Source organism: Streptomyces zaehneri (assembly GCF_032248645.1).
GTDB lineage: Bacteria > Actinomycetota > Actinomycetes > Streptomycetales > Streptomycetaceae > Streptomyces > Streptomyces coriariae.
Window position 1 is genome coordinate 121,102 of sequence record NZ_JASTTJ010000026.1, and the last position, 23,591, is coordinate 144,692.

Annotated in this window: 21 protein-coding genes and 2 pseudogenes; 18 read left to right on the forward strand and 5 right to left on the reverse strand. The window is 70.3% G+C overall.

Features of this window, described 5'->3' with window-relative positions:
- Window positions 1-182 precede the first annotated feature (182 nt).
- Window positions 183-1,343, forward strand: a complete 1,161-nt coding sequence (locus tag QQM72_RS33740) for a DUF418 domain-containing protein (RefSeq protein ID WP_314224629.1) — start codon at window positions 183-185, stop codon at window positions 1,341-1,343.
- Between the two features lie 339 nt (window positions 1,344-1,682).
- On the opposite strand, the pseudogene QQM72_RS33745 reads toward QQM72_RS33740, so the two are convergent.
- A pseudogene (locus QQM72_RS33745) lies at window positions 1,683-1,823 on the reverse strand (XdhC/CoxI family protein); the annotation flags it as partial.
- 653 nt (window positions 1,824-2,476) lie between these two features.
- Window positions 2,477-3,358, reverse strand: coding sequence for a helix-turn-helix domain-containing protein (locus QQM72_RS33750; protein ID WP_314224630.1), 882 nt, complete (start codon window positions 3,356-3,358; stop codon window positions 2,477-2,479).
- A 172-nt stretch (window positions 3,359-3,530) separates the two neighbouring features.
- Between QQM72_RS33750 and QQM72_RS33755 the strand changes: the two genes are divergently transcribed.
- The 12 genes from QQM72_RS33755 (at window position 3,531) to QQM72_RS33810 (ending at window position 16,003) form a co-directional block, all read left to right on the forward strand.
- Entirely contained in the window at window positions 3,531-4,547 is a 1,017-nt protein-coding gene (locus QQM72_RS33755; protein WP_314224631.1) for a zinc-dependent alcohol dehydrogenase family protein, read from the forward strand.
- 111 nt (window positions 4,548-4,658) lie between these two features.
- The gene (locus tag QQM72_RS33760; protein ID WP_314224632.1) at window positions 4,659-5,555 is read left to right on the forward strand and encodes an alpha/beta hydrolase; all 897 of its coding nucleotides are present in this window, start codon (window positions 4,659-4,661) and stop codon (window positions 5,553-5,555) included.
- 112 nt (window positions 5,556-5,667) lie between these two features.
- The gene (locus tag QQM72_RS33765) at window positions 5,668-6,351 is read left to right on the forward strand and encodes an SDR family NAD(P)-dependent oxidoreductase (protein ID WP_314224633.1); all 684 of its coding nucleotides are present in this window, start codon (window positions 5,668-5,670) and stop codon (window positions 6,349-6,351) included.
- Window positions 6,352-6,515: 164 nt separating this feature from the next.
- Complete coding sequence (locus QQM72_RS33770) at window positions 6,516-6,863, forward strand: cyclophilin-like fold protein (protein ID WP_314224634.1); 348 nt, start codon at window positions 6,516-6,518, stop codon at window positions 6,861-6,863.
- A gap of 192 nt (window positions 6,864-7,055) precedes the next feature.
- A complete protein-coding gene (locus QQM72_RS33775) occupies window positions 7,056-8,312 on the forward strand; it encodes an MFS transporter (RefSeq protein ID WP_314224635.1) in 1,257 nt (418 codons plus the stop codon).
- Between the two features lie 69 nt (window positions 8,313-8,381).
- Window positions 8,382-9,149 (forward strand): SDR family oxidoreductase, encoded by a 768-nt coding sequence (locus QQM72_RS33780; protein ID WP_314224636.1) that lies wholly within the window; start codon window positions 8,382-8,384, stop codon window positions 9,147-9,149.
- Between the two features lie 96 nt (window positions 9,150-9,245).
- A complete protein-coding gene (locus QQM72_RS33785; RefSeq protein ID WP_314224637.1) occupies window positions 9,246-10,013 on the forward strand; it encodes an SDR family NAD(P)-dependent oxidoreductase in 768 nt (255 codons plus the stop codon).
- Between the two features lie 36 nt (window positions 10,014-10,049).
- On the forward strand, window positions 10,050-10,463 hold the full coding sequence (locus QQM72_RS33790; RefSeq protein ID WP_314224638.1) for a (R)-mandelonitrile lyase: 414 nt from the start codon (window positions 10,050-10,052) through the stop codon (window positions 10,461-10,463).
- 406 nt (window positions 10,464-10,869) lie between these two features.
- The gene (locus QQM72_RS33795) at window positions 10,870-11,520 is read left to right on the forward strand and encodes a (2Fe-2S)-binding protein (RefSeq protein WP_314224639.1); all 651 of its coding nucleotides are present in this window, start codon (window positions 10,870-10,872) and stop codon (window positions 11,518-11,520) included.
- Window positions 11,521-11,532: 12 nt separating this feature from the next.
- Entirely contained in the window at window positions 11,533-12,513 is a 981-nt protein-coding gene (locus tag QQM72_RS33800; protein ID WP_314224640.1) for an FAD binding domain-containing protein, read from the forward strand.
- Window positions 12,510-14,705, forward strand: coding sequence for a xanthine dehydrogenase family protein molybdopterin-binding subunit (locus QQM72_RS33805; RefSeq protein WP_314224641.1), 2,196 nt, complete (start codon window positions 12,510-12,512; stop codon window positions 14,703-14,705). Before QQM72_RS33800 ends, QQM72_RS33805 begins: the two co-directional genes overlap by 4 nt.
- Before the next feature lie 170 nt (window positions 14,706-14,875).
- Entirely contained in the window at window positions 14,876-16,003 is a 1,128-nt protein-coding gene (locus QQM72_RS33810; protein WP_314224642.1) for an XdhC family protein, read from the forward strand.
- Between the two features lie 113 nt (window positions 16,004-16,116).
- Here the strand turns inward: QQM72_RS33810 and QQM72_RS33815 are convergent, their stop codons facing one another.
- Window positions 16,117-16,617 carry an SDR family NAD(P)-dependent oxidoreductase gene (locus QQM72_RS33815; RefSeq protein WP_314224654.1) on the reverse strand — a complete coding sequence of 167 codons (501 nt, stop codon included), beginning with the start codon at window positions 16,615-16,617 and terminating at the stop codon, window positions 16,117-16,119.
- Window positions 16,618-16,766: 149 nt separating this feature from the next.
- Between QQM72_RS33815 and QQM72_RS33820 the strand changes: the two are divergent.
- The 3 genes and pseudogenes from QQM72_RS33820 to QQM72_RS33830 all read left to right on the forward strand — a co-directional run.
- Window positions 16,767-17,015: pseudogene (locus tag QQM72_RS33820) on the forward strand (helix-turn-helix domain-containing protein); the annotation flags it as partial.
- A 106-nt stretch (window positions 17,016-17,121) separates the two neighbouring features.
- Entirely contained in the window at window positions 17,122-17,511 is a 390-nt protein-coding gene (locus QQM72_RS33825; RefSeq protein WP_399079638.1) for a TetR-like C-terminal domain-containing protein, read from the forward strand.
- Complete coding sequence (locus QQM72_RS33830) at window positions 17,508-17,684, forward strand: Hsp20/alpha crystallin family protein (RefSeq protein ID WP_314224656.1); 177 nt, start codon at window positions 17,508-17,510, stop codon at window positions 17,682-17,684. The genes QQM72_RS33825 and QQM72_RS33830 overlap by 4 nt, the downstream gene beginning before the upstream one ends.
- A 492-nt stretch (window positions 17,685-18,176) precedes the next feature.
- Here the strand turns inward: QQM72_RS33830 and QQM72_RS33835 are convergent, their stop codons facing one another.
- Window positions 18,177-19,517 (reverse strand): class I SAM-dependent RNA methyltransferase, encoded by a 1,341-nt coding sequence (locus QQM72_RS33835; protein ID WP_314224643.1) that lies wholly within the window; start codon window positions 19,515-19,517, stop codon window positions 18,177-18,179.
- A gap of 138 nt (window positions 19,518-19,655) precedes the next feature.
- On the reverse strand, window positions 19,656-21,749 hold the full coding sequence (locus QQM72_RS33840; RefSeq protein ID WP_314224644.1) for an APC family permease: 2,094 nt from the start codon (window positions 21,747-21,749) through the stop codon (window positions 19,656-19,658).
- 413 nt (window positions 21,750-22,162) lie between these two features.
- Between QQM72_RS33840 and QQM72_RS33845 the strand changes: the two genes are divergently transcribed.
- Both QQM72_RS33845 and QQM72_RS33850 read left to right on the forward strand, forming a co-directional pair.
- Window positions 22,163-22,831, forward strand: coding sequence for a potassium channel family protein (locus QQM72_RS33845; RefSeq protein WP_314224645.1), 669 nt, complete (start codon window positions 22,163-22,165; stop codon window positions 22,829-22,831).
- Window positions 22,831-23,508, forward strand: a complete 678-nt coding sequence (locus tag QQM72_RS33850; protein WP_314224646.1) for a potassium channel family protein — start codon at window positions 22,831-22,833, stop codon at window positions 23,506-23,508. Before QQM72_RS33845 ends, QQM72_RS33850 begins: the two co-directional genes overlap by 1 nt.
- The last annotated feature ends 83 nt before the right edge of the window (window positions 23,509-23,591 follow it).

Genomic DNA, 23,591 nt, shown 5'->3' on the forward strand with positions numbered 1-23,591 from the left:
CCCGCCGACCGGCGGGGCCGTTACCGAAGCCTGACGGATGGTCCGTCCCCTGACGTCGACGCGAGATTCTCCATATGACACAGACACAACCGCCGCGGGGGACGTCAGCTCCGCAGGAGAACTCGCCTCCGCAGCCCCGAACCTCCCCCGAGTCCGCCGTGCCGGCCTCTCCGGACCCGTCGATGGGACGCCTCGTCGGGGTGGACCTGGCCCGAGCGCTGGCGGTGTTCGGCATGTACGTCGTGCACATCGGCCCCCCGCTGTCGGGCACCCACGGCCTCGGCAGCTGGGTCCGGTACATGGCGGACGGTCACTCGTCGGTCCTGTTCGCCACCCTCGCCGGATTCTCGCTGATGTTGATCGCCGGCCGCCGGGAGCCGAAGACCGGGCCGGCCGGCCGCCAGGCGAAGGCTCGCATCGCGATCCGCGCCGTGATCCTGCTGGCACTGGGCACCGCGATGGCCATGGAGTACGGCGGAGTGATCATCCTCGGCTTCCACGGCGTCTACTTCCTTCTCGCCCTGCCCCTGGTGCGACTGTCGGCCAGAACGCTCGCGATCATCGCGGCCGCACTCGCCCTGGTCACACCCCAGCTGGCGTTCGCCCTGAACTCGCTGCTGACCGAGTCGGTCCAGCAGAGCGTCAACGCCTACGATCCGCTCCACCGGCTCAGCGACGTGGGCGTGCTCGATCTGCTGCTCACCGGCTTCTACCCGACGATCACCTGGATTCCGTTCGTGATCGCCGGCATGGCGCTGGCCCGCCTCGACCTGTCCGCGACCGCCGTCCAGTGGCGCCTGGCCGCCCTCGGCGCCGCCCTCACCGTGGCCGCGTACGGCATGTCCCTGCTGCTCGCCGGCAAGGACGCGTTGCGGAGCACGGCCGAAGACGGGCCGCCGTCCGGCAGCTCCGGGTCGCTTCCCCCCGGCAGCGGGTCCGTGCCCCTCGACAGCGGTTCGTTCCCGGACACACCGGCGTCGTCGTTCCTGACGGCCGGACCGCACAGCGGCACCACGTTCGACATCATCGGCAGCGTCGGAGTCGCGATCCTCGTGATCGTGGGCGCGACGGCGGCGATGGACCGCCTCCCGCGACTGCACCGCCTGGCGAAACCGGTCGTCGCCGTGGGCACCATGTCGCTGACCGCCTACGTCGGCCACTTCCTCGTGCAGTCCGCGTTGCCCCTGGCCGGCGGAACGGGCACCCAGCAGTCATGGGCGCCGGTGACCATGTTCGTCCTCGGTGCGATCCTGTTCGCCGCCGTCTGGTCCCGCTTCTTCCGCCGCGGCCCCCTGGAGTACCTGCTCAACACCGCCACCAAGCCGGCGAAGCACATCCGATGAGACCCGGGGGGTGGGACGCCTCCACACTCCGCCCCAGCGGTTGGGGACGGCGTCCAGCGAAGCGAAGGCGTCGACAACCCGAGCTACGCCGGTGACCCGCAGCATCTCCCGCGCCGAGGGGCTGGGCACGATCAGTGCGAGCGGGGTGCCCTACCCCGGGTGGTGCGGCAGGGGCGCTGAACCCGCGACTGAGGGAAAGAACCAGTTCAGAGCCGCTTTCTCGGCTCATCGCGAGGCGTGCGGACGCCCAGAGCGGCAAACGGGCGTCACGACCGATTGCCCGTCCTGCCCACTCGGGCACGGCTGAGCGGCACCTGGTGCTTGCCGGACGGATTGTGCCTACCGGTAGCTCGTCGGCCTCGGCAGCCGGTGGATCGGGCCGCTCAGCCGCGTCAGAGGTCGGCCCGTGCCCTGGTGGACCCGGGCGATGATCTCCGCGGCGATGGAGACGGCCGTCTCCTCGGGCGTGCGGGCTCCGAGGGTCGCGAACCGGGTGCGCGGCATCCAGCCATCGCTGCACGCCGCGGCCGGACGCGGCATGCGAGTGACCGTGTTCATCCGCGACGACAGGACCAGCTCCAGGCCCGCCCGGACAGCCAGAGCCTCATCGCGGACCTGCGGGCCGTCGTCCACACGGTCGTCCCCGTCAACGTCATGCACCAGAGGATCGCGGTGATCGACGAGCGGACGGTGACGATCGGCAGCCTCAACTCCCTGTCCCAGGCGTGGACCCGTGCGCGCCACCCGTTCCGGCGCACCGCTTCCCAAGCCAGGTCAGGAACGTCAGGAACGTCAGGAACGCCAGGAACAGGCGTAGCCCAGACGGTCGCGGCCGGCCGTCAGGACATCTCCTGACGACATCGCGGAGGAGCTCTCTCCCCAGTGTTCCGCTGTTCCGCGTCGGAACAGCCGTACCTCCTGTTTTCGGGGCCGGCCGCCGCCTGCCGTTGGACGGTGCCTCTGATGCGGCGCTCGCCGATCGGCCTTGATCTCGGGTGCGCGCACAGCCGGGGACGGGGAGGTGTCCATCCCCGCGGAGATCATCGCCCACACCGACCAGGTCACGGGTCTACCGCTGCGACAGGCTACCGGCACGGTCCACCGGCCGCTCCTGCAGCGGCGGCCCGTCGCGGTCAGGTGAGGGGGGAGGAGGCCGGCAGGTTCTGGTCGGCGGCCCAGGAGGCGAGGATGCGGAGCCGTTCGTGGGTGGGGGAGCCCGGGGCGGCGGTCCAGACGGTCAGGTGCTGGTCGGGGTCGGTGTTGGCGGTGAGGGTGTCCCAGTCCAGGACGAGCTCGCCGACGACCGGATGGTTGAGGGTCTTGGTGCCCACGGTGCGGGCCGCTACGCGGTGATCGCCCCACCAGCGGGCGAACTGCTTGTCGCGCATGGACAGTTCACCGACCAGCTCGATCAGGCGGGGATCCTCGGGGTATTTCGCGGCCTCCATGCGCAGTTGGGCGACGGAGATGTGCGCGGAGGTCTCCCAGTCGACGTACAGGGTGCGCATGGCGTGGTCGGTGAACTGGATCCGGGGATAGTTGCGGTGCTTCTCCGGGATGCGGGAGAAGTCGGTGACCAGGGCGGCGGCCAGCGCGTTCCAGGCCAGGATGTCGCCGCGCCTGCCCTGCACGATGGCCGGGGTGGCGGTGAGGTCGTCCAGGACCCGTTGCAGTTGCGGCTGGACCTTCTGCCTGCTGCGTGGCCGGGTGCGGGTGGTGGTCTTGCCGGCGAGCTGGAAGAGGTAGCCCCGCTCGTCGTCGTCCAGATGGAGTACCCGGGCCAGTACGTCCAGCACGGGCGCCGATGCCTGCATACGGCCCTGTTCGAGACGGGTGTAGTAGTCGGTGCTGATGCTGGCGAGCTGGGCGACCTCCTCGCGGCGCAGCCCGGCCACCCGGCGGGGCCTGTCGGTCTCGGGCAGTCCGACCGTGCGCGGGCTCAGCTCCGAGCGGCGCTTCTTGAGGAATTCTCCCAGCTCATTGAGGGGGATGTTGGCGGTCATGCTTCCCAGCATGACACCGATTCCACCCGGGAAAGGGGGGAGGATTTACTCCCAGGATGTTCCCTTCCCAGGATGAATCTCTCCGCTTTTCGCGCCTGCCCTCGCGTGTGAGGCTCGCTATCGAGCAGCCGATCGAGATCATCGGCTGCGGCTCACCGATCCTCGCACCGAAGGAAGCATCCCCATGCGCGGAGCAGTCATCTACGCCCCCGGCGACGTGCGCTTCGAGAACCTCGACGACCCGAAGATCATCCAGCCGACCGACGCGATCATCCGCACGGTCGCCACCTGTGTGTGCGGCTCGGACCTGTGGCCCTACCGCGGCGCGGAACCCATCGGCGACCCGCACCCGATGGGCCACGAGTACGTCGGCATCGTCGAGGAGGTCGGCAGCGAGGTCGCCAACGTCAAGCCGGGCCAGTTCGTGGTCGGCTCCTTCGCCACCTCGGACAACACCTGCGCGAACTGCCGCAACGGCTGGCAGTCCAACTGCCTGCACCGCGAGTTCATGTCCACCTGCCAGGCCGACTACGTCCGTATCCCCAACGCCCACGGCACCCTCGTCGCCACCGAGGAACACCCTGACGCCGAGGCGGTGCCCGGCCTGCTGGCCGTCTCCGACGTGATGGGCACCGGCTGGTACGCCGCCCTCGCCGCCGAGGTGAAGCCTGGCTCGACGGCCGTGGTCGTCGGCGACGGCGCGGTCGGCCTGTGCGGCGTCATCGCCGCCAAGGAGCTGGGGGCCGAGCGGATCATCGCCATGAGCCGTCATGAGTCCCGACAGCAGCTGGCCCTGGAGTTCGGTGCCACCGACATCATCGCCGAGCGCGGAGACGAAGGCATCGCCCGCGTCAAGGACCTCACCGACGGCATCGGCGCCGACTCCGTGCTGGAGTGCGTCGGCATGGCCGAATCGATGCGGCAGGCCCTGCACTCGACCCGGCCCGGCGGCAACGTCGGCTTCGTCGGCGTCCCGCACGAGGTGGCGATCGACGGCCAGGAGCTGTTCTTCTCCCACGTCGGCCTGCGCGGCGGCCCCGCCCCCGTACGCCGCTACCTGCCCGACCTGATCGACCGGGTCCTGACCGGCCGGATCAACCCGGGCAAGGTCTTCGACCTCGCCCTGCCCCTGGACCAGGTCGCCGAGGGCTACCGAGCCATGGACGAACGCCGCGCCATCAAGACCCTGCTCAAGCCCTGACCCTCGGCCGGTAACCGGCTGCCCTGGGCAAGCACCGCAGAAAAGAGACGAAGAAATGCCTGCAGCAGACAACTACATCTTCGACCTGGACGAGAACGTCACCCTATCCCGGTGTCGTACAAGAACCGGTACGGGATCACCATCTCCGCGGACCTCTACCGGCCGAAGGACTTCGACGCCTCCCAGGAACACCCCGCGCTCATCCTCGGCGCACCGTACGGCGGCGTGAAGGAGCAGGGCCCGGGCATCTACGCCCAGAACCTGGCCAAGCGCGGCTTCGTGGCCCTCGCCTTCGACCCCTCCTACAACGGCTACAGCGGCGGCGACCCTCGACACGTCTCCTCCGCCGACGTCTTCACCGAGGACTTCCATGCGGCCGTCGACTACCTGGGCACCCGTGACTTCGTGAGCCGGGACCGCATCGGCGTCGTCGGCATGTGCGGCAGCGGCGGCTTCGCGCTCAGCGCGGCCCAGGTCGACCGGCGCATCAAAGCGGTCGCCACGGTCGTCATGTACGACATCGCCCGGATCGCCTCGGAGGGCTGGCAGGGCTCCCTCACCGCGGAGGAACGAGGCGCCATGCTCGACGCGATCGCCGAGCAGCGGTACGCGGACTTCGAGGCCCACGCCCCCGCCCTGACCCCGCGCGGCGCGCCCATCGGATTCGACGAGAACACCAACCCCGTCGGCCGCGAGTTCGGCGAGTTCTACTCCACTCCCCGTGGCTACCACCCGAACTCCATCACCCAGTTCACGTTGACGAGTGGCATGTCGTTGATGAACTTCCCGCTGCTGTCGAAGATCGAGTGGATCTCGCCGCGGCCCGTTCTGTTCGTCGTCGGCGAGAACGCCCACTCGCGGTACTTCAGCGAGGACGCCTACGAACTCGCGGCCGAACCGAAGGAGTTCCACGTCGTCCCGAAGGCCGGACACGTCGATCTCTACGACAGGACGGACCTGATCCCGTTCGACAAACTGGACGAGTTCTTCACCAAGAGCCTGGCCTGAGCGCACGCCTGGCCCCGCACCCGCCTCCGCACGGTCCGGGCCACATCACCGGCAGCGCGGACGTGGGCGGGAGCCCACCCCGTCCCACCTCACCCAAGAAACGACGAACCCCATGACGACCTTCGCGCTCATCGGCGCCGGCCCCGGGCTCGGGCTGGCCACGGCCCGCCGCTTCGGAGCCGCCGGCCACACCGTCGCCCTCATCGCACGCAACGCCGAGCGCCTGAAGGAGATGACCGCCGAGCTGGCCCGCGACAGCATTCGGGCCCACGGCTTCACCGCCGACGTTCTCGACATCGAGTCCCTGACCGACGCCCTGTACGCGGCCGCATCCGCTCTGGGGCCCATCGAGATCCTCCAGTACAGCCCCGTCCCGCGCGCCGACTTCATGAAGCCGGTCCTCGACACCGGCGCCGACGACCTCGACGCCCCGTTCGCCTTCTCCGTCAAAGGTGCGGTCACCGCCGTGAACGCCGTTCTGCCCGGTATGCGCGCCCTCGGCCGCGGCACCCTGCTGTTCGTCAACGGCTCCAGCGCCGTACGCCCCAATCCGAACGTGGCCGGGACCTCGATCGCCTTCGCCGCCGAGAGCGCGTACGCCCGCTTGCTGCACGACGCGCTCGCGGGGGAGAACATCCACGCCGCCCAGCTGATCATTCCCGGAGCCATCCGGCCCGACGCCGAGCACAGCAGCCCCGGCGTCCTGGCCCAGCGTCTGTACGACATCCACGCCAAGCGGGACGGCTTCCGCCACTACGCCGAGCCTCTGCCAGACCAGCCACTGGACAACCCGTGAACCCGGCGCTCCTTCGCACTCTCGCCCGTGTGGTCCCGGCCACCGCCCTGCTGCTGGTCGTGACCGCCTGTGCCAGCGATTCCCCGTCCTCCGCCTCCGAGCCAGCGTCGCCTCAGGCTTCGACAGCCTCGGCCGCCACCGCATCAACCGGCAGGACACCCGCCATGAACATCCGGCTCACCATCAACGGCCACCGCTTCGACGCCACCCTGAACGACAACGACACCGCCCGCGACTTCGCCGCACAGCTCCCGCTCACCCTGTCGCTGCGCGACTTCAACGAGGCCGAGAAGATCGCCGACCTGCCGCGCAAGCTGTCCACCTCCGGCGCGCCGGAAGGCGCCGACCCCGAGGTCGGAGACCTGGCGTACTACGCGCCCTGGAACCAGCTCGCCACCTACTACCGCGACGCCCCCCATGCGGCCGGCCTGGTCCTCCTCGGGCACATGGCCGACGGCGGCGCCGAGCAGCTCGCCACCGCCGACGAGATCACCATCGAAGTCGCGCCCTGATCCGCCCCAGCGCTCGCCCCGCGCGGGCGCACCTGACGGGTGCCCCGCACGAAGGGGGGAGGAGATTCTCCCCTTTTCGACCGGTCCGGTCCATGGAACCGTCGAAGGCGTGGCCGGGCAGTCCGCCGGCCGCCGCGACGGCCCCAGCCGCCCCCTGATCCGCCGACTTCCACGCAAGGAGAGATCACACGTATGCCATCCGCATCCGGGACCACCCCCGGCAAGCTTCCCTGCGTCGTCTGGGTGCTCGCCGCCGGCACGTTCCTGATGGGGACCACCGAGTTCGTCGTCGCCGGCCTGCTGCCGGAACTGGCCGGTGACCTCGGAGTCAGCGTCTCCCACGCCGGCCTGCTGATCACCGCCTTCGCCATCGGCATGATCATCGGGGCGCCGACCATGGCCATGGCGACGCTGCGCCTGCCGCAGCGCCAGACGCTGATCCTGGCCCTGTCGGTCTTCTGCCTCGGACATCTGGTCGCGGCCCTCAGCACATCCTTCACGGTCGTCGTCACCGCCCGTGTCGTCACGGCCCTGGCCACCGGAGCGTTCTGGTCCGTCGGCTTCGTCGTCGCCACCACCGCCGCTGGACCGCGCAACGCCACCCGTGCCACGGGTGTCATGATCGGCGGGCTGACCCTGGCGAACGTCGTCGGTGTGCCGGTCGGCTCCTTCGCCGGACAGTTCACCGGCTGGCGCGGCCCCTTCTGGGCCCTGGCCGTCCTCTCCGGACTCGCCGCCGTGTTCATCGGCCGCTTCATCCCGGCCCAGGAGCAGCGCGCCGAGGTGTCCCTCCGGGCCGAGGTCCGCGCTCTGCGGCAGGGCCGGCTGTGGCTGGCGCTCGGCGCCGCGATGCTGATCATGGGCGGTGTGCTGGCGACGTACACCTACATCACGCCGCTGCTGACCGACCGTGCAGGCATCCCCGCGGGCGCCGTCTCGCTCGTCCTGATCGCGTTCGGAGTCGGCGCGCTGGGCGGAACCACCATCGGAGGCCGTCTGGGTGACCGACGGCCGATGGTCACCACCATCACGGCCGCCGCGGCCACCGCCCTGGTCCTGCTCCTGATGATCCCGCTGTCCGGCAACCCGGTGACAGCCACCCTCCTGGTCTTCCTCATGGGTCTGACCGGCTTCACGGTCAACCCGGTCGTCACCGCCCTCGCCATGCGCTTCGCGGGCGATGCCCCCACCCTCACCTCGGCGCTGACCACCTCCGCCTTCAACACCGGCGTCGCCGCCGGTTCGCTGATCGCCGGTACGGCCCTGGACTCCTCCCTCGGCCTGACCGGACCGCCCCTGGTCGGCACCGTCATCGCAGCCCTCACGCTGCTGCCCCTGATCGCCCTCGCCGTCCACGGCACCTCCCGCAGGGGCCGGATCGTGGCCCGGAGCGGCGCGCCCACGAAGTCACGACACGAGGAACCCGCGCAGGTGCCCTCGCGGCACTGACGCAAGCCCGGATCCGCGCAGTGGCGATACGGACCCGACGACGTACCAGCAAGCGAGAGGACTCCGCACGTGACTGTGAACAACGCGGCCTTCACCGGCAAGGTGGCCTTCGTGACCGGAGCCGGCTCCGGCATCGGCCGCACCACCGCCGTCGCCTTCGCCCGCGCGGGCGCCCGCGTCGCCCTCGCCGACCGGTCCCCGGACGGCCTGCGGGAGACCGCACGGCTCATCGAGGAAGCGGGCGGGCAGGCTCTGGCCCTGGCCTGTGACGTCACCAGCGAAGAGGACGTGCGGTCCGCCCTGGACGCGACCATTAAGGCGTTCGGACGACTGGACGCCGCCTTCAACAACGCCGGCGTCGAGCAGCCGGTCAAGCCGGCCGCGGACATCGCGAAGGACGAGTGGGACCGCGTCATCGGCGTCAGCCTGACCGGGATGTTCCTGTGCATGAAGCACCAGATCCCCCTGATGCTCCAGCAGGCAGGCGGCGCGATCGTCAACGCCTCCTCCGGCGCCGGCGTCAAGGGCTTCAAGGGACAGGCGGCCTACGCCGCGGCCAAGCACGGCGTCATCGGCCTGACCCGCTCGACCGCCCTCGACTACGCGGCATCCGGGATCCGCGTCAACGCCGTCTGCCCCGGCATCATCGACACCGAGATGATCCAGCGCTTCGCCGAAAGCACACCCGGCGGACGGGACGCCCTGATCGCGGACGAGCCCATCGGACGCCTCGGGACACCGGACGAGATCGCCGCCGCCGTGCTCTGGCTCTGCTCGGACGCCGCCTCCTTCGCCACCGGCCACGCCCTGGTCGTCGACGGCGGCCAAACCGTCTGACGGCGGCGCGGCAGACGCCCGGCCGCCGCAGCTCCTCCGGGCAGCCCCGACACCGCTCGCGCCGCCACACCACCGCGCCCGAAGGGACAACACGACGTGAACCCCACGTACGACTTCACCGGCCGGGTCGCGCTCGTCACCGGCGCCGGCGCCGGTATGGGCCTGGCGACCGCTCGCGCGTTCGCCGCGTCCGGAGCCGCCGTCGCCCTCACCGACATCGACGAAGCGGCCCTGAACGCGGCCGCGACGGAACTCACCGACGCCGGCCACCAGGTCCTCGCCCTCACCTGTGACGTCAGCGACGAGGACCAGGTCGCCGCCGCGGTCGACCGCACCGTGGAGACCTTCGGCCGCCTCGACATGGCCTACAACAACGCCGGCATCCAGATCCCGCCCAGCGACGCCGCCGACGAACCCGCCGAACGCTTCGACCGCGTCAACGCCATCAACCTCCGCGGAGTCTGGGCCTGCATGAAGCACGAACTGCGCCACATGCGCGCCCGTGGCAGCGGCGCCATCGTCAACTGCTCCTCCCTCGGAGGCCTCGTCGGCCTCCCCGGCCGCGCTTCCTACCACGCCTCCAAGCACGGAGTCATCGGCCTGACCGCCAGCGCCGCCCTCGAACACGCCCCGCGCGGCATCCGCGTCAACGCCGTCTGCCCCGGCACCATCGACACCCCGATGGTCAGCGACATGATCGCCAAGGGCGAACTCGACCGCGCCGAGGCCGAGGCCAACCAGCCCGTCAACCGGCTCGGCACCGCCGAGGAGATCGCCCAGGCGGTTCTGTGGCTGTGCAGCCCCGGGGCGGCCTTCGTCGTCGGCGTCGCCCTGCCCGTCGACGGCGGCTACGTCGCCCGCTAGGGACAGCCCACGCACCCACAACACAGGAGAGACACCATGGAATTCATCGAGCAGCAGCCCAGCAGCAAGGCCCCGGCGGACTGGTTCACCGGCGACGTGTGGTGGGACGTCATCGTGGCCGGCCAGGAGCCGTCCCGGATGCGCGTCAACCTGGTCCGCTTCTCACCGGGCGCCCGCACCGACTGGCACTCCCACGCCCTGGGCCAGAGCCTGCACATCGTTTCCGGCATCGCGCTGATCGGCACACGGGACGGCACCGTCTTCGAGGCCCACCCCGGCGAGACCGTCACCTGCCCGCCGCACGAGGAACACTGGCACGGCGCCGCCCCCGACCGGTTCATGGAGCACCTCGCCATGTGGGAGGGCACCGGCGACGGCACCCCCGAGACCACCTGGGCCGAACCGGTCACCGACCAGCAGTACAACGGCCCCCGCACCCGCAACCAGTAGCCCCGGCCCATCGATCACGCCACCCGGGCTCACCCAGGACGTCAGAGCGTCCCGGAGGAGGGCCGTGCCAGGACCGTGCCGGCGACCTTCTCGAAGCGGACGATCAGTCCGCAACGCACGCCGAAGTGGTGAGCGACGCGGACGCACCCACAACCGGCGAGTCGACGCGGCTCTGTCCCGCCTCGCGCGAAAGTGCCCCCGATGATGTCGGCCACCCGCTCCTGACGGAGCGTAAGGGGGGGAGGAAAGTCTCCCTGCCACGACGTCGCCGGTGGTGCAAGACTCCCCAGGTGACCAGTCGCCGCTGCCGAAGCGCGCAGTGGCCCAGTTCCCCGCGGTGACGACGATCCAGTCTTCCGTCCCGCTGTGTGTACGGCCGATCCGTCCGCGATACGAAGGCGTACGTATGTCCACTGAACTCCCTGAGTCTGCCGTTCCGCCCTCCACCGGAGCCGGCGAGCCCTCCCCGGTGCCCAGTCGCCGCACGTTCATCGCCACGAGTACCGCGGTCGGCGGCGTTGTCGTCGCGGGGGGAGTGATCGGAGGGACCTCCCTCCTCGGCCCGGAGGAGGCGACGGCCGCCGAGCGGCCGCCCTCCAGCCGTGTCTCCCTGACGGTCAACGGCACCCGGCGGACGGTGACGGTGGACAACCGGACCTCGCTGCTGGACCTGCTGCGCGAGCACTTCGAGCTGACCGGCTCCAAGAAGGGCTGCAACGCCGGGGCCTGCGGGGCGTGCACCGTGCTGGTCGACGGCCACCGGGTCAACTCCTGCCTGACGCTCGCCGTCCGGCTGGAGGGCGCCAAGGTCACCACGATCGAGGGCCTGGCCAAGGGCGACCAACTCCACCCGTTGCAGCAGGCGTTCATCGACGAGGACGCCTTCCAGTGCGGCTACTGCACCCCCGGCCAGATCGTCTCCGGTGTCGGCTGTATTCAGGAGGGGCACACCGGCTCGCCGGAGGAGATCCGGGAGTGGATGAGCGGCAACATCTGCCGCTGCGGCTGTTACGTCAAGATCGTGCGCGCGGTCGAGCAGACCGCGGCCCGGAAGTGAGGATCGGCCGCTGTGCATCCCTTCTCCTACACCCGCGTCTCCGATACGCGCGAAGCCCTCAACGCCGGTCGCAGAGGCGGACGTTACATCGCCGGCGGCACCACCCTGGTCGACCTGATGCGTGAGGCCGTCGAGCGCCCCGAGACGCTGGTCGACATCGTCGGCCTGCCCCTGCACGACGTGACCGTCACCGAGCGCGGGGGCTTGCGGATCGGTGCGCTGGTCACCATGTCCGAGGCTGCCGCCCATCCCAAGATCCGCACCCTGTACCCGGTCGTCTCGCAGGCACTGGAGCTGAGCGCTTCGGCCCAGCTCCGCAACATGGCGACCATCGGCGGCAACATCATGCAGCGCACCCGCTGCACGTACTTCCGTGACGTGACCGCTGCCTGCAACAAGCGCGAACCGGGCTCCGGTTGTGCCGCGCTGGAGGGCGTCAACCGTACGCACGCCATCCTGGGCACCTCGGACGCCTGCGTGGCCACCCACCCTTCCGACGTCGCCGTGGCGTTCGCGGCGCTGGAAGCGCGGGTGCACCTGCTGGGCCCGGACGGGGAGCGCCAAGTCCCCTTCGCAGACTTCCTGCTGCGACCGGGCAACTCGCCCCACCGTGAACAGGCATTGCGGCGCGGCGAGTTGATCGCGGCGGTGGAGATCCCCGCACTTCCGCGCCCGCTGAGGTCGGGCTATCTGAAGGTGCGCGACCGGCAGTCGTACGAGTTCGCCCTGACCTCGGCGGCCGTCGCGCTGCACGTACGCGGTGGGTTGATCCGGGAGGCGAAGGTCGCCGCCGGCGGGGTGGGCACGGTGCCGTGGAAGCTGTCGGCAGTCGAGCAGCACCTCGTCGGCGAGCGCCCCTCGGAGTCGTTGTGGGCGGCGGCGGCCGCGAAGGCCGCCGAGGGCGCCCGGCCGCTCGCCCACAACCGGTTCAAGGTCGAGCTGCTCAAGCGGACCGTCGAGCGCCAGCTGCGCGTCGTAGGAGGTACCAAGTGAGTCCCCAGCCGCAGGCATCCGTGGGCGCGCCGCTGTCGAGGGTGGACGGCCGGCTGAAGGTCACCGGCCAGGCGACGTACGCCGCCGAGCACGAGGTCGACGGGGTGGTGCACGCCGTCATCGTGGACGCGAGCATCGGACGCGGCCGTGTCACCGGCGTCGACACGGATGCCGCGCTCGCCCACCCGGGGGTGCTGCGGGTGATCCACCACGGCAACGCGCCGACGCTTCCGTACCGCGACAATCCGGGATCGAACAACCTGCCCGGCCGCAAGTTGCGTGTGTTCCAGGACGACCGGGTGCTCTTCCACGGTCAGCCGGTCGCCGTCGTGGTGGCCACCACCCTGGAGGCCGCGCAGCACGGCGCGAGCCTGGTGAAGGTCGGCTACGACGCTGAAGACTCCTCGACCGAACTGCACGAGGCCGAACCGGGCCCGCCGGTCAACTACGCGCGCGGCGACGTGGAAGCCGGGCTGCGGGACGCGGCCGTACTGCTGGACCTGACGTACCAGCTGGCGCGCAATCATCACAACCCGATGGAGCCGCACGCCACCATCGCCCGTTGGGAGGGCAACCGGCTCACCGTGTGGGACAAGTCCCAGTGGGTGGCGGGCGGCACGCAGACGGAGCTCTCCACGGTGTTCGACGTGCCGCTGGACTCCGTGCGCGTCATCAACCCGTTCGTCGGGGGCGCTTTCGGCAGCGGGCTGCGCTGCTGGCCGCACACCGTGGTCGCCGCGCTGGCCGCGCGGGAGACGGGCCGTCCGGTCAAACTGGTCCTGACCCGCAGGCAGATGTACTTCGGCACCGGCTTCCGGCCCTCGTACGAGTACCGGCTGCGCCTCGGCAGCGACCGGCGCGGCCGCCTGGCCGCCGCCGACCACGGGATCGACGCGGAGACCTCGTCGTACGAGACGTTCACCGAGGCCGTCATGGCACCCGGGCAGATGCTCTACACCACGCCCGGCGTCCGCCAGGCGTACCGGACGGTGCCGCTGGATGTGAACAGCCCGATCTGGATGCGTGGTCCCGGTGCTGCCACAGGGGTCTACGCCGTGGAGTCGGCCATGGACGAACTCGCCCATGAACTCGGCATGGACCCGATCGAACTGCGCCGGCGCAACGAGCCGGCCCAGGATCCGTCGAACAACACGCCGTTCTCCACGCGTCGGCTGCTCGAGTGCTACACGGTCGGTGCCCGCGAGTTCGGCTGGCAGCGGCGCAAGCAGAAGCCGCGATCGAGGCGGGACGGCGACTGGCTGATCGGCATGGGCATGGCCGCGGGCGTCTACCACACCGGAGTCGCACCGGCCCAGTCCCGGGCCCGTCTGAACGCCGACGGCACGGCGGTGGTCGAGTCCGCCACCAGCGACATGGGCCCGGGCACATACACCGCCCAGACACAGGTCGCCGCCGACGCGCTCGGGCTGGCCATGCACGCGGTCGCATACCGGCTCGGCGACTCCCTGTATCCCCAGACCCCGCCGCACGGCGGCTCGATGACCATGGCGAGCGTCGGCTCCGCCACCCTCGACGTCTGCGATCAGCTCCGCCGGCAGGCGATCCAACTGGCCGTCGAGGACGAGGAATCGCCGCTGTACGGGGTGCGGGCCGACGAGATCGTGGTCCGGGGCGGCCGACTGCACGTGCAGAGCGATCCGGCACGTGGTGAGACGTACCGGCGACTGCTGACCCGCAACGGCCGCGCCCGGCTCGAAGCGAGCACCTCCTTCTCCCCGCCGCAGGGGGAGCGGCGCTCCATCAGTGCCTACAGCGCTGTGTTCGCCGAGGTGGCGGTGGACTCGACGCTGGGTCTGGTGCGGGTACGGCGGATGCTCGCCGTGTACGACGCGGGCCGGATCATCAGCCCCAAGCTCGCCGACAGCCAGGCCCTGGGCGGCATGGTGGGCGGCATCGGCGCGGCTCTGCTGGAGCACACGGCCACGGACCACCGCGACGGCCGGATCGTCAACGCCAACCTCGCCGACTACCTCGTCCCGGTCAACGCCGACGTCCCTGATCTCCGGGCGATCTACCTCGACGGGGAGGACTACGACGCCGACCCCCTCGGCGTGAAGGGCCTCGCCGAACTCGTGATCGTCGGCGTGGCGCCCGCCATCGGCAACGCGGTCTTCAACGCCACCGGCCGCCGCGTCCGCGAAATCCCCATCACGGCAGAGGCGTTGCTCTGACGCCCGCGCTCCGGCCGGCGAGCGGCCCACCGACCGGAGCGCCCACCGAGCCGTCCGGCAGCGATCCCCCGCTCCGCTGCCGGACCTCCCGGGGCCGCTGCCACGCGGAGCCGCTCTTCCGGCGGCGTGGCGGCGGCCCACCCCACACCCCTTGGACGAAGGACCCGCTCATGCTGAACATCGCGGGCGCACTGCACCGCTGGTGCCGCGAAGCCCGCCCCTTCGCCCTGGCCACCGTGGTCGACGTCACCGGCAGCGCACCCCTGCCCGTCGGCACCTCGGTCGCGGTGGACGAGGACGGCAACGCGATCGGCAGCATCTCCGGCGGCTGTGTCGAGGGCGCGGTCTACGAACTGTGCCGACAGCTACTCAGCGACCGGGGCGCCCCGCAGCGCGCCTGGTTCGGCTACTCCGACGACGATGCCTTCGCCGTAGGGCTGACCTGCGGCGGCGAACTCGACGTCCTTGTCCAGCGCATCGACCCCACCGCACAACCGCACCTCACCACCGCCCTCACCGACATCGCGGAGGGCCGGCCCGCCGCTGTGGCCCAGGTCGTCGACGGTCCCGAAGAGCTGATGGGCGGAATGCTGTACGTCGACGCGGCGGGAGGCATCCATCCCGGCACTCTGGCCGGAGCGGTGCGACGGGAGGTCGGCGCACAGGCGTGGGCACTGCTGCGGGCCGGACGCACGGCCAGGTCGGAGGTCGGCGGGGATGCCGACACCTGCCCGGAACGGCTCTCCGTGCTGGTCCACGTCCACGCGTCCAGCCCCCGCATGCTGATCTTCGGCGCGGTCGACTTCGCCGCCGCGCTCAGCCGGGCCGGCCGCTTCCTCGGCTACCGGGTCACCGTGTGTGACGCCCGCCCCGTCTTCGCCACACCCGTTCGTTTTCCGTACGCCGACGAGGTCGTCGTCGACTGGCCCCACCGCTACCTGGAACACACGACCGTGGACGCCCGTACCGCCGTCTGCGTCCTCACCCACGACGCCAAATTCGACATCCCGCTGTTGCGCCTGGCCCTGGACCTGCCCGTCGCCTACGTGGGAGCCATGGGCTCCCGGCGTACCCACGACGAGCGCCTGCGGCTCCTGCGCGAGAAGGGCGTGCCGGAAGAGCGGTTGGCGCGGCTGCGTTCCCCGATCGGCCTCGACCTCGGAGCCCGCACACCCGAGGAGACCGCCGTCTCCATCACCGCGGAGATCATCGCTCAGGCCAACCAGGGCACGGGCCGGCCCCTGACCCGGATCACCGGCCCGATCCACCGGCCGCCGAGGTTGACGAGCTACCGGTAGGCCCGACTCATGACCTCTGCACTCGTTTCACATCGAGCCTGGGTTGTTCCTGAACGTTCCCTGGAAACAACCTGTCACCTGCATCAGTCCGTTCGGCCAGCACCGGGTGCCGCTCAGCGGTAGTCGCTGAGCATGGCCAGGACTTCGTCGTAGGTACCGTTCGCCACTGCGTCGCGAAAGAACCGGGCACGCTCGCCGGCGATCTCCCTGGCGTCGGGCTTCTCCCGCAGAAGGTCCGCGGTCTCGGTGAGGTAGTCCTCCAGCGGCATGGACCTCTCGTCGTCCTGCTGGCCGAGGAGGGTGGTGCGCACGCCCGGCGGGATCACCTCGATCACCTGGACGCTGCTGTCGGCGAGCTGCACGCGCAGGCTCTCGGAGAAGGAGTGCAGCGCGGCCTTGGTCGCGCTGTAGGCCGGGGTGCCCGCCAGCGGCACGAACGCCAGCGACGAGGTGACGTTCATGACGACCGCGTCGTCCTTGCCGACGAGCAGGGGCAGGAAGGCGTACGTCATCCGGATCGTGCCGAGCAGGTTGACGGTGACGTGGTCCTCGGCGACGGGGAGGTCGGCCGGGTCGAGGAGGTTCTCCCGCAGCATGCGGATACGGGTCGGCATCGACACCGGAAAGTGGCATCCCTGGCGGTGACAGCACCCCTTGCGGTGCACGGTCATGCAACAGGCGGGGCGGCAGTCGAGGAAGAGCCTGCTGGCCCAGGCACTGACAGCACCCCCCAGCGCGTCGGCAGGGGACCTAACCTCGAAGAATGGACAGGCGCAAAGAGATCCGTGCATTCCTGACCTCCCGCAGGGCCAGGATCACGCCCGACCAAGCAGGGCTGCCCGTCTATGGCAAGGACTCCCGGAGGGTGCCGGGCCTTCGCCGCGAAGAGGTCGCGCTCGTGGCCGGAGTCAGCGTCGACTACTACACGCAGCTCGAACGCGGCAACGCCCGAGGGGTCTCCGACAACGTCCTGGACAACATCGCGCGAGCGCTCAAACTCACCGAGGCCGAACGCACCCACCTCTTCGACCTGGTCCGCGCCGCGAACGCCACCACCCGGCCACGCCGGGCCGCCAGAGCACAGGTACGTCCCGCCGTCCAGCGCGTCCTGGACGCTCTTGCCATCCCCGCCCTCGTACGCTCCACCGCCCTCCGGCGACATCCGCACCGACCTGGTGGCCATCCTGAAGGACTTCGCCGCCAACATGGAGCGCGTCAACGGCATCGCCCTGATCGGCACCTGCCTTGCCGAGGAAGCCCACACCCCCGAACTCATCACCCTGCTGCGCGAACGCACCATCGGACCCCGCCGAGCCCTATTGCGCCAGGCACTCGAACAGGCTCAGGACCGGGGAGAGATCCGGAAAGACGCCGACCTGGAAACGGCCGCGTCCGCGCTGCACGGCTCATACTTCTCCGAATACCTGGTCGGACGCGGCAGCCGCCCCGAGTGGGCCGAACAGATCGTGGACCTCACCCTGGCCGCCCTGCGCGTATCCGGCTCATGACCCCACCCTCGCCGGACGCCAGGCAGGCCAACGAACTCTGGGTCGCGGCGGTCGCCCCGAGGGTGAGCGACGTGGACGTACTCACCCTGCGCCTCCCGCTGATGGAGGAACCCAAGCCCCGCCGAATCGAGATCAGCAGAGGAGAAGGCGACGCGAAGGACGTCACCGGTTGAACGCGCCTCCCGAGGCAAGCGGCACAGAGGCGGTAGAGAAGCGAGAACAGACCGACGAGAGGAAAAACGTCGGTTCCGATTCCTTGCGCATCAGCTGCTGCTCGGAACGGAACTGGCCTGCTGGCTCCGGCGCCACCCGCAGGATCATCCTTCGGGATCTTCAAGCCCGGGGTTGTGTCAACTGCAGGAACCGTACGGCGCCTTTCGGCTCGCACCGTGCGGCAGCTGCCGCACGGTGCCACTCTCTGTGATCTGTCGGCGCAACCGCTCAATCTCGTCGTGCTGGGCGGCGAGCCGAGAGATGCCCAGGACCTTGAAGTCGCAGAGCGAGTTCGCGACCATCGCCGGCCGCGGCACGCCGGGGGCTACACGATCAGTCAGTGCCACCCCGTCAGAACGAGCGTCAAATGAGCGTCACGAGCGTCATTTCAGCGTCAGGATATCGCCCGTAACGCCCACACCGCACATAATGCGCACGCGCAAAACCGCAGGTCAGGAGCCCTTTGCGGCCGGTTCAAGGATCGCGACACACTCCACATGATGCGTCATCGGAAACAGATCGAACGCCCGCAGCATCCGCACCTTGTAGCCGCCGTCCCGGAAGTACGCCAGGTCGCGGGCCAGTGCCGCGGGGTCGCACGCCACGTACGCGATCTTCCGGGCCCCCAGCGAAGCCAGGTGCTCGACGGTCTTCTTGCCCGCGCCCGCGCGCGGCGGGTCGAGGACGATCAGGTCGACCTCGGTGATCCCGGTGCGCGGCAGCACCGCCTCGACCTTGCCCTGCTCGATCCGCACCCGCTCGAACCCGGCGAGGTTGTGCCGGGCGTCCTCGACGGCACGCTTGCCGGACTCGATACCCAGCACCGCGCCCTTGTCGCCGAGGCGGTCGGCGAGGGCGCCCGCGAAGAGGCCGACGCCGCAGTACAGGTCGAGCGCCATGTCGCCCTTGCGCGGCAGCAGGCCCTGCATGACCGCCTTGACGAGGGTGTCGGCGGCCTGGGGATGGACCTGCCAGAAGCCGCCGCTGCCGACGCGGTACGTCCGGCCGTCGGCACGCTCGCGCACGAAGGCGCGGCCGTGGACGCGATGGATGCCGCCGTCGTGCTCCTCGACGCGCATGACCGAGACGGGCCGGTCGAGCTCGACGAGGGGGAGGCGCGCGCCGGGGCGGGGTTCGAGGATCACCATGCGGTCCTGGGAACCCGTCGCGGCGATCGCGTCGACGGACGCCATCCCGGACCAGTCGCGGTCCTCGATGCCCAGCTCGCTGACGCCCGGCGCCGCGATCATGCAGTGTTCGATCGGCTCGACCTCGTGCGAGCGGTGGCGCCGCAGCCCGGCGTTGCCGTCGGCGTCGACCGCGTACTGCACGCGAGTGCGCCATGCGGGCACCTCGCCGGCCGGCAGCTTGTCGCCCTCGGCCGGCATCACGGTGCCGTCCCAGCCGGCCTCCTCGGGCGTGAGGCCCGCGAGGCGCAGCAGTTGCTCGGCGATCACCTCGCCCTTGAGCCGGCGCTGGGCGCCCGGCTTGGCGTGCTGCCAGTCGCAGCCGCCGCAGCGGCCGGGTCCGGCGTACGGGCAGGGTGCCTCGACGCGGTCCTTGGACGCCTCCAGCACCTGTACGGCGTCCGCGCGCAGGTACCGGGCCCCTTCCTCGCCCTCGGTCACCCGGGCCACGACCCGCTCGCCGGGCAGCGTGTGCCGGACGAACAGCACCTGGCCGGCTTCCGTCCGGGCGATGCAGTGGCCGCCGTGGGCGACGGGGCCGATCTCGACCTCGTATTCCTGCCCCACGAGCGACACCGCCTGCGACTTCTTCGGTTCTGCCTGCATGGCGGGGTGACTCCACAACGTCGAACGAGGAACGGCCGGACAACAGCCCACCAGTCTACGTGGCTGTCGTCCGGCCGTTCACCATGCGCCGGGGCGAGGGTCAAGGGGCAGGCCCCGAAGGCCCGCCCGGCGCGGGGGTCACTTCTTCGGGTCGGGCCCCGAGGAGCCCGGGGCGCTGCCGGAGCCGCTGCCCGACGGTTCCTTCGGGTGACCCTGCTGCGCGGGACCGCGTCGTACCGAGCCCGGGGCGTTCCACTCCGAGCGCCTGCGGGCCCGCTTCTTGGCCGCCTCGGACGACTGGAGCTGGTACGGGACGGACGTGACCATCACGCCCGGCGTGAACAGCAGCCGGCCCTTGAGCCGCAGTGCGCTCTGGTTGTGCAGCAGGTGCTCGTACCAGTGGCCGACCACGTACTCCGGGATGATCACCGACACCGCGTCGCGCGGCGACTCCTGGCGCAGGCTCTTGACGTACTCGATGACCGGCCGGGTGACCTCGCGGTAGGGCGAGTCCAGGACCTTCAGCGGTACGTCGATCCCGCGCCGTTCCCACTCTGCGCGCAGCGCCTTCGTCTCGGCCGGGTCGACGTTGACGGTGAGCGCCTCGAGGGTGTCGGAGCGCATCAGCTTGGCGTAGGCGAGGGCGCGCAGCGTCGGACGGTGGATCTTGGAGATCAGCAGCACCGAGTGGACGCGCGAGGGCCGGACGGTGTCGTCGCTGGGGCCCTCGGGAGCGGCGATCTCCGCGGAGACGCCGTCGTAGTGACGGCGGATCGCGCTCATCGTCCCGTAGAAGATCACCATGCCGAGCAGGGCGACCCAGGCGCCGTGCGTGAACTTGGTGACCAGGACGACGATCAGGACCAGGCCGGTGAAGAAGGCGCCGAAGGTGTTGATCGCGCGGGAGCGGACCATGTGGCGGCGCTTGGCCTGGTCGGTCTCGGTCGCCAGGTGGCGGTTCCAGTGCCGGACCATGCCGATCTGGCTGAGCGTGAACGACACGAACACACCGACGATGTACAGCTGGATCAGCCGCGTGGAGTCGGCGCCGTAGATGATGACCAGCAGCATGGCCGCGCCGGCGAGCAGCACGATGCCGTTGGAGAAGGCGAGGCGGTCGCCGCGGGTGTGCAGCTGACGGGGCAGATAGCGGTCCTGGGCCAGGATCGAGCCGAGTACCGGGAAGCCGTTGTAGGCGGTGTTCGCCGCCAGGAACAGCACCAGGGCGGTGGCCGCTGCGAGCACGATGAAGAGGAAGCTGCCCTTGCCGAAGACGGCCTCGGCGACCTGGGTGATCACCGGGTTCTGGACGTAGTCGGCGCCGACCGCGACCCCGTTGTGCAGCAGGTCGACGGCCGGGTTCTCGGCCATCCGGACCTTGGTGAACAGGGCCAGCACGATGATGCCGCAGAACATGGTGACGGCCAGCAGGCCCATCGCCGCGAGCGTGCTCGCCGCGTTCTTCGACTTGGGCTTGCGGAAGGCGGGGACGCCGTTGGAGATCGCCTCCACGCCGGTGAGCGCGGCACAGCCGGAGGAGAAGGCGCGCAGCAGCAGGAAGACCAGGGCGAACCCGGCCAGGCCCTGGTGCTCGGCCTTGATCGTGTACTCGGCCGTCGGGGCCCGCAGGGTGTCGTCGAGCACCAGCCCGCGGAAGGCACCCCAGGCGATCATGATGAAGACGCCCGCGACGAAGACGTAGGTCGGGATCGCGAAGAGCTTGCCGGACTCCTTGACGCCGCGCAGGTTCATCAGCGTCAGCAGCACGATCACGGCGACCGCGCAGGCCACCTTGTGCTCGACCACGAAGGGGATCGCGGAGCCGAGGTTCTCGATGCCGGAGGCGATGGAGACCGCGACGGTCAGGACGTAGTCGACGAGCAGCGCGCTCGCGACGGTCAGGCCGGCCTTGGGACCGAGGTTGGTGGTGGCCACCTCGTAGTCGCCGCCGCCACTGGGGTAGGCGTGGACGTTCTGCCGGTAGGAGGCGACCACCGTGAACATCAGCACGACGACCGCGAGGGCGATCCAGGGGCTGAAGTGGTAGGCCGACACGCCCGCGATGGACAGGACCAGCAGCACCTCCCCGGGCGCGTAGGCCACGGAGGACAGCGGGTCGGAAGCGAAGACGGGCAGGGCGATGCGCTTCGGCAGGAGCGTTTCTCCGAGCCGATCACTGCGCAGTGCGCGCCCGATCAGAATCCGTTTGGGCACGTCGGTCAGTTTGGACACAACAGAGGATCGTAGGCCTTCGAACACGGGACCGCCCACCCTCCCCCGGGCTCAGCCGGGTGACGGCGTGCCGCGTCTGCCTCCCGGGTGAATTCGGCCATGCCCGTGCTGCGGATTCCGCGACCGTGCCGATCCCCATGTCTATATGACAATCCCCGCCCGCTGCCGTCCCCTTGGAGGGTCCATGCACACGACCGCGGAGATCATCGGCGCCGTCGGCACCCTCGTCGGCCTCGGAATCCTTACCTTCCTCAGTCTCTGGAGCATCAGCCGCCGCTGATCACGTAAAGCGTGCACGGGGGTGCCCTGCGCCGACCGCACGTGTGTAGCTTGGGCGACGGTCTGAGACCCTGTTCAAAGCCAAGCCAGAATTTTTATTGACTTCTTGACTTCTTGACCTCGGAAGGACGGTCGTGCACATCGTCATCATGGGCTGCGGCAGGGTGGGTTCCGCCCTCGCGCAGACCCTGGAGCAACAGGGGCACACGGTCGCCGTGATCGACCAGGACCCCACCGCCTTCCGACGACTGGGCTCCGGTTTCGGTGGCCGGCGGGTCACCGGAGTCGGCTTCGACCAGGACACCCTGCGCGAGGCGGGCATCGAGGAGGCCGGCGCCTTCGCCGCCGTGTCCAGCGGCGACAACTCCAACATCATCGCCGCCCGGGTGGCCCGTGAGATGTTCGGCATCGAGAACGTCGCCGCGCGCATCTACGACCCCCGGCGCGCCGAGGTCTACCAGCGCCTCGGCATCCCCACCGTCGCCACCGTCCGCTGGACGGCCGACCAGATGCTGCGCCGGCTGCTCCCCTCGGGCGCCGAGCCGCTGTGGCGCGACCCCACCGGGGGCGTCGAGCTCGCCGAGGTGCACGCCGCCCCGTCCTGGGTCGGCCACAAGATCAGCAGGCTTCAGGAGGAGACGGGCGTCCGCGTCGCGTTCCTCACCCGCCTCGGCGAGGCGATCCTGCCCACCTCCCAGACGGTGCTCCAGGAGGGTGACCTGGTGCACGTGATGCTGCGGAGCGACGAGGTCGAGAAGGTCGAGGCCTCGTTCGCCGAGGGCCCCAAGGAGGACGGTCACTGATGAGGGTCGCCATTGCCGGAGCCGGCGCCGTCGGCCGCTCGATCGCGGCCGAGCTGCTGGAGAACGGCCACGAGGTCCTGCTCGTGGACAAGGCGCCGACCGCCATCTCGGTCGAGCGCGTCCCGCAGGCCGAGTGGCTGCTGGCCGACGCCTGTGAGATCACCTCCCTCGACGAGGCGGCCCTGCAGCGCTGCAACGTCGTGATCGCCGCGACCGGCGACGACAAGGTCAACCTGGTCGTGTCGTTGCTGGCCAAGACGGAGTACGGCGTCCCGCGCGTCGTCGCCCGGGTGAACAACCCGAAGAACGAGTGGCTGTTCAACGAGTCCTGGGGCGTGGACGTGGCCGTCTCCACCCCGCGTCTGATGTCGGCCCTGGTCGAGGAGGCGGTGAGCGTCGGCGACCTGGTCCGGCTGCTCCGCTTCAGCCACGGCGACGCCAACCTCGTCGAACTGACCCTCCCCGAGGAGTCGGCCCTGGCCGGCACCCAGGTCGGCGACGTGGAGTGGCCGGAGGACACCTCACTGGTCACCATCATCCGCGGCACCCGGGTCCTGACCCCGACCCGCGAGGACTCCCTCGAGCCGGGCGACGAGCTGCTCTTCGTGGCCGCCCAGGCGAGGGAGGAACAGCTGGAGGACCTGCTGTCGGTCCGCAAGGAGGACACCGGCAGCTGACCTTCGGTCCGAGACACACGTGAGGGGGCGCCCGGAGATCTCCGGGCGCCCCCGCCCCTGTGGCTCGGTCCACCCCCCCCCCC

Bases quoted from the DNA above. Each gene is read 5' to 3' on its own strand.
- QQM72_RS33850 (WP_314224646.1), top strand. From the start codon at position 22,831: ATGAGGGTCGCCATTGCCGGAGCCGGCGCCGTCGGCCGCTCGATCGCG.
- QQM72_RS33835 (WP_314224643.1), bottom strand. From the start codon at position 19,517: ATGCAGGCAGAACCGAAGAAGTCGCAGGCGGTGTCGCTCGTGGGGCAG.
- QQM72_RS33810 (WP_314224642.1), top strand. From the start codon at position 14,876: ATGCTGAACATCGCGGGCGCACTGCACCGCTGGTGCCGCGAAGCCCGC.
- QQM72_RS33750 (WP_314224630.1), bottom strand. From the start codon at position 3,358: ATGCTGGGAAGCATGACCGCCAACATCCCCCTCAATGAGCTGGGAGAA.
- QQM72_RS33755 (WP_314224631.1), top strand. From the start codon at position 3,531: ATGCGCGGAGCAGTCATCTACGCCCCCGGCGACGTGCGCTTCGAGAAC.
- QQM72_RS33795 (WP_314224639.1), top strand. From the start codon at position 10,870: ATGTCCACTGAACTCCCTGAGTCTGCCGTTCCGCCCTCCACCGGAGCC.
- QQM72_RS33770 (WP_314224634.1), top strand. From the start codon at position 6,516: ATGAACATCCGGCTCACCATCAACGGCCACCGCTTCGACGCCACCCTG.
- QQM72_RS33765 (WP_314224633.1), top strand. From the start codon at position 5,668: ATGACGACCTTCGCGCTCATCGGCGCCGGCCCCGGGCTCGGGCTGGCC.
- QQM72_RS33740 (WP_314224629.1), top strand. From the start codon at position 183: ATGGGACGCCTCGTCGGGGTGGACCTGGCCCGAGCGCTGGCGGTGTTC.
- QQM72_RS33815 (WP_314224654.1), bottom strand. From the start codon at position 16,617: ATGCCGACCCGTATCCGCATGCTGCGGGAGAACCTCCTCGACCCGGCC.
- QQM72_RS33775 (WP_314224635.1), top strand. From the start codon at position 7,056: ATGCCATCCGCATCCGGGACCACCCCCGGCAAGCTTCCCTGCGTCGTC.
- QQM72_RS33830 (WP_314224656.1), top strand. From the start codon at position 17,508: ATGACCCCACCCTCGCCGGACGCCAGGCAGGCCAACGAACTCTGGGTC.
- QQM72_RS33790 (WP_314224638.1), top strand. From the start codon at position 10,050: ATGGAATTCATCGAGCAGCAGCCCAGCAGCAAGGCCCCGGCGGACTGG.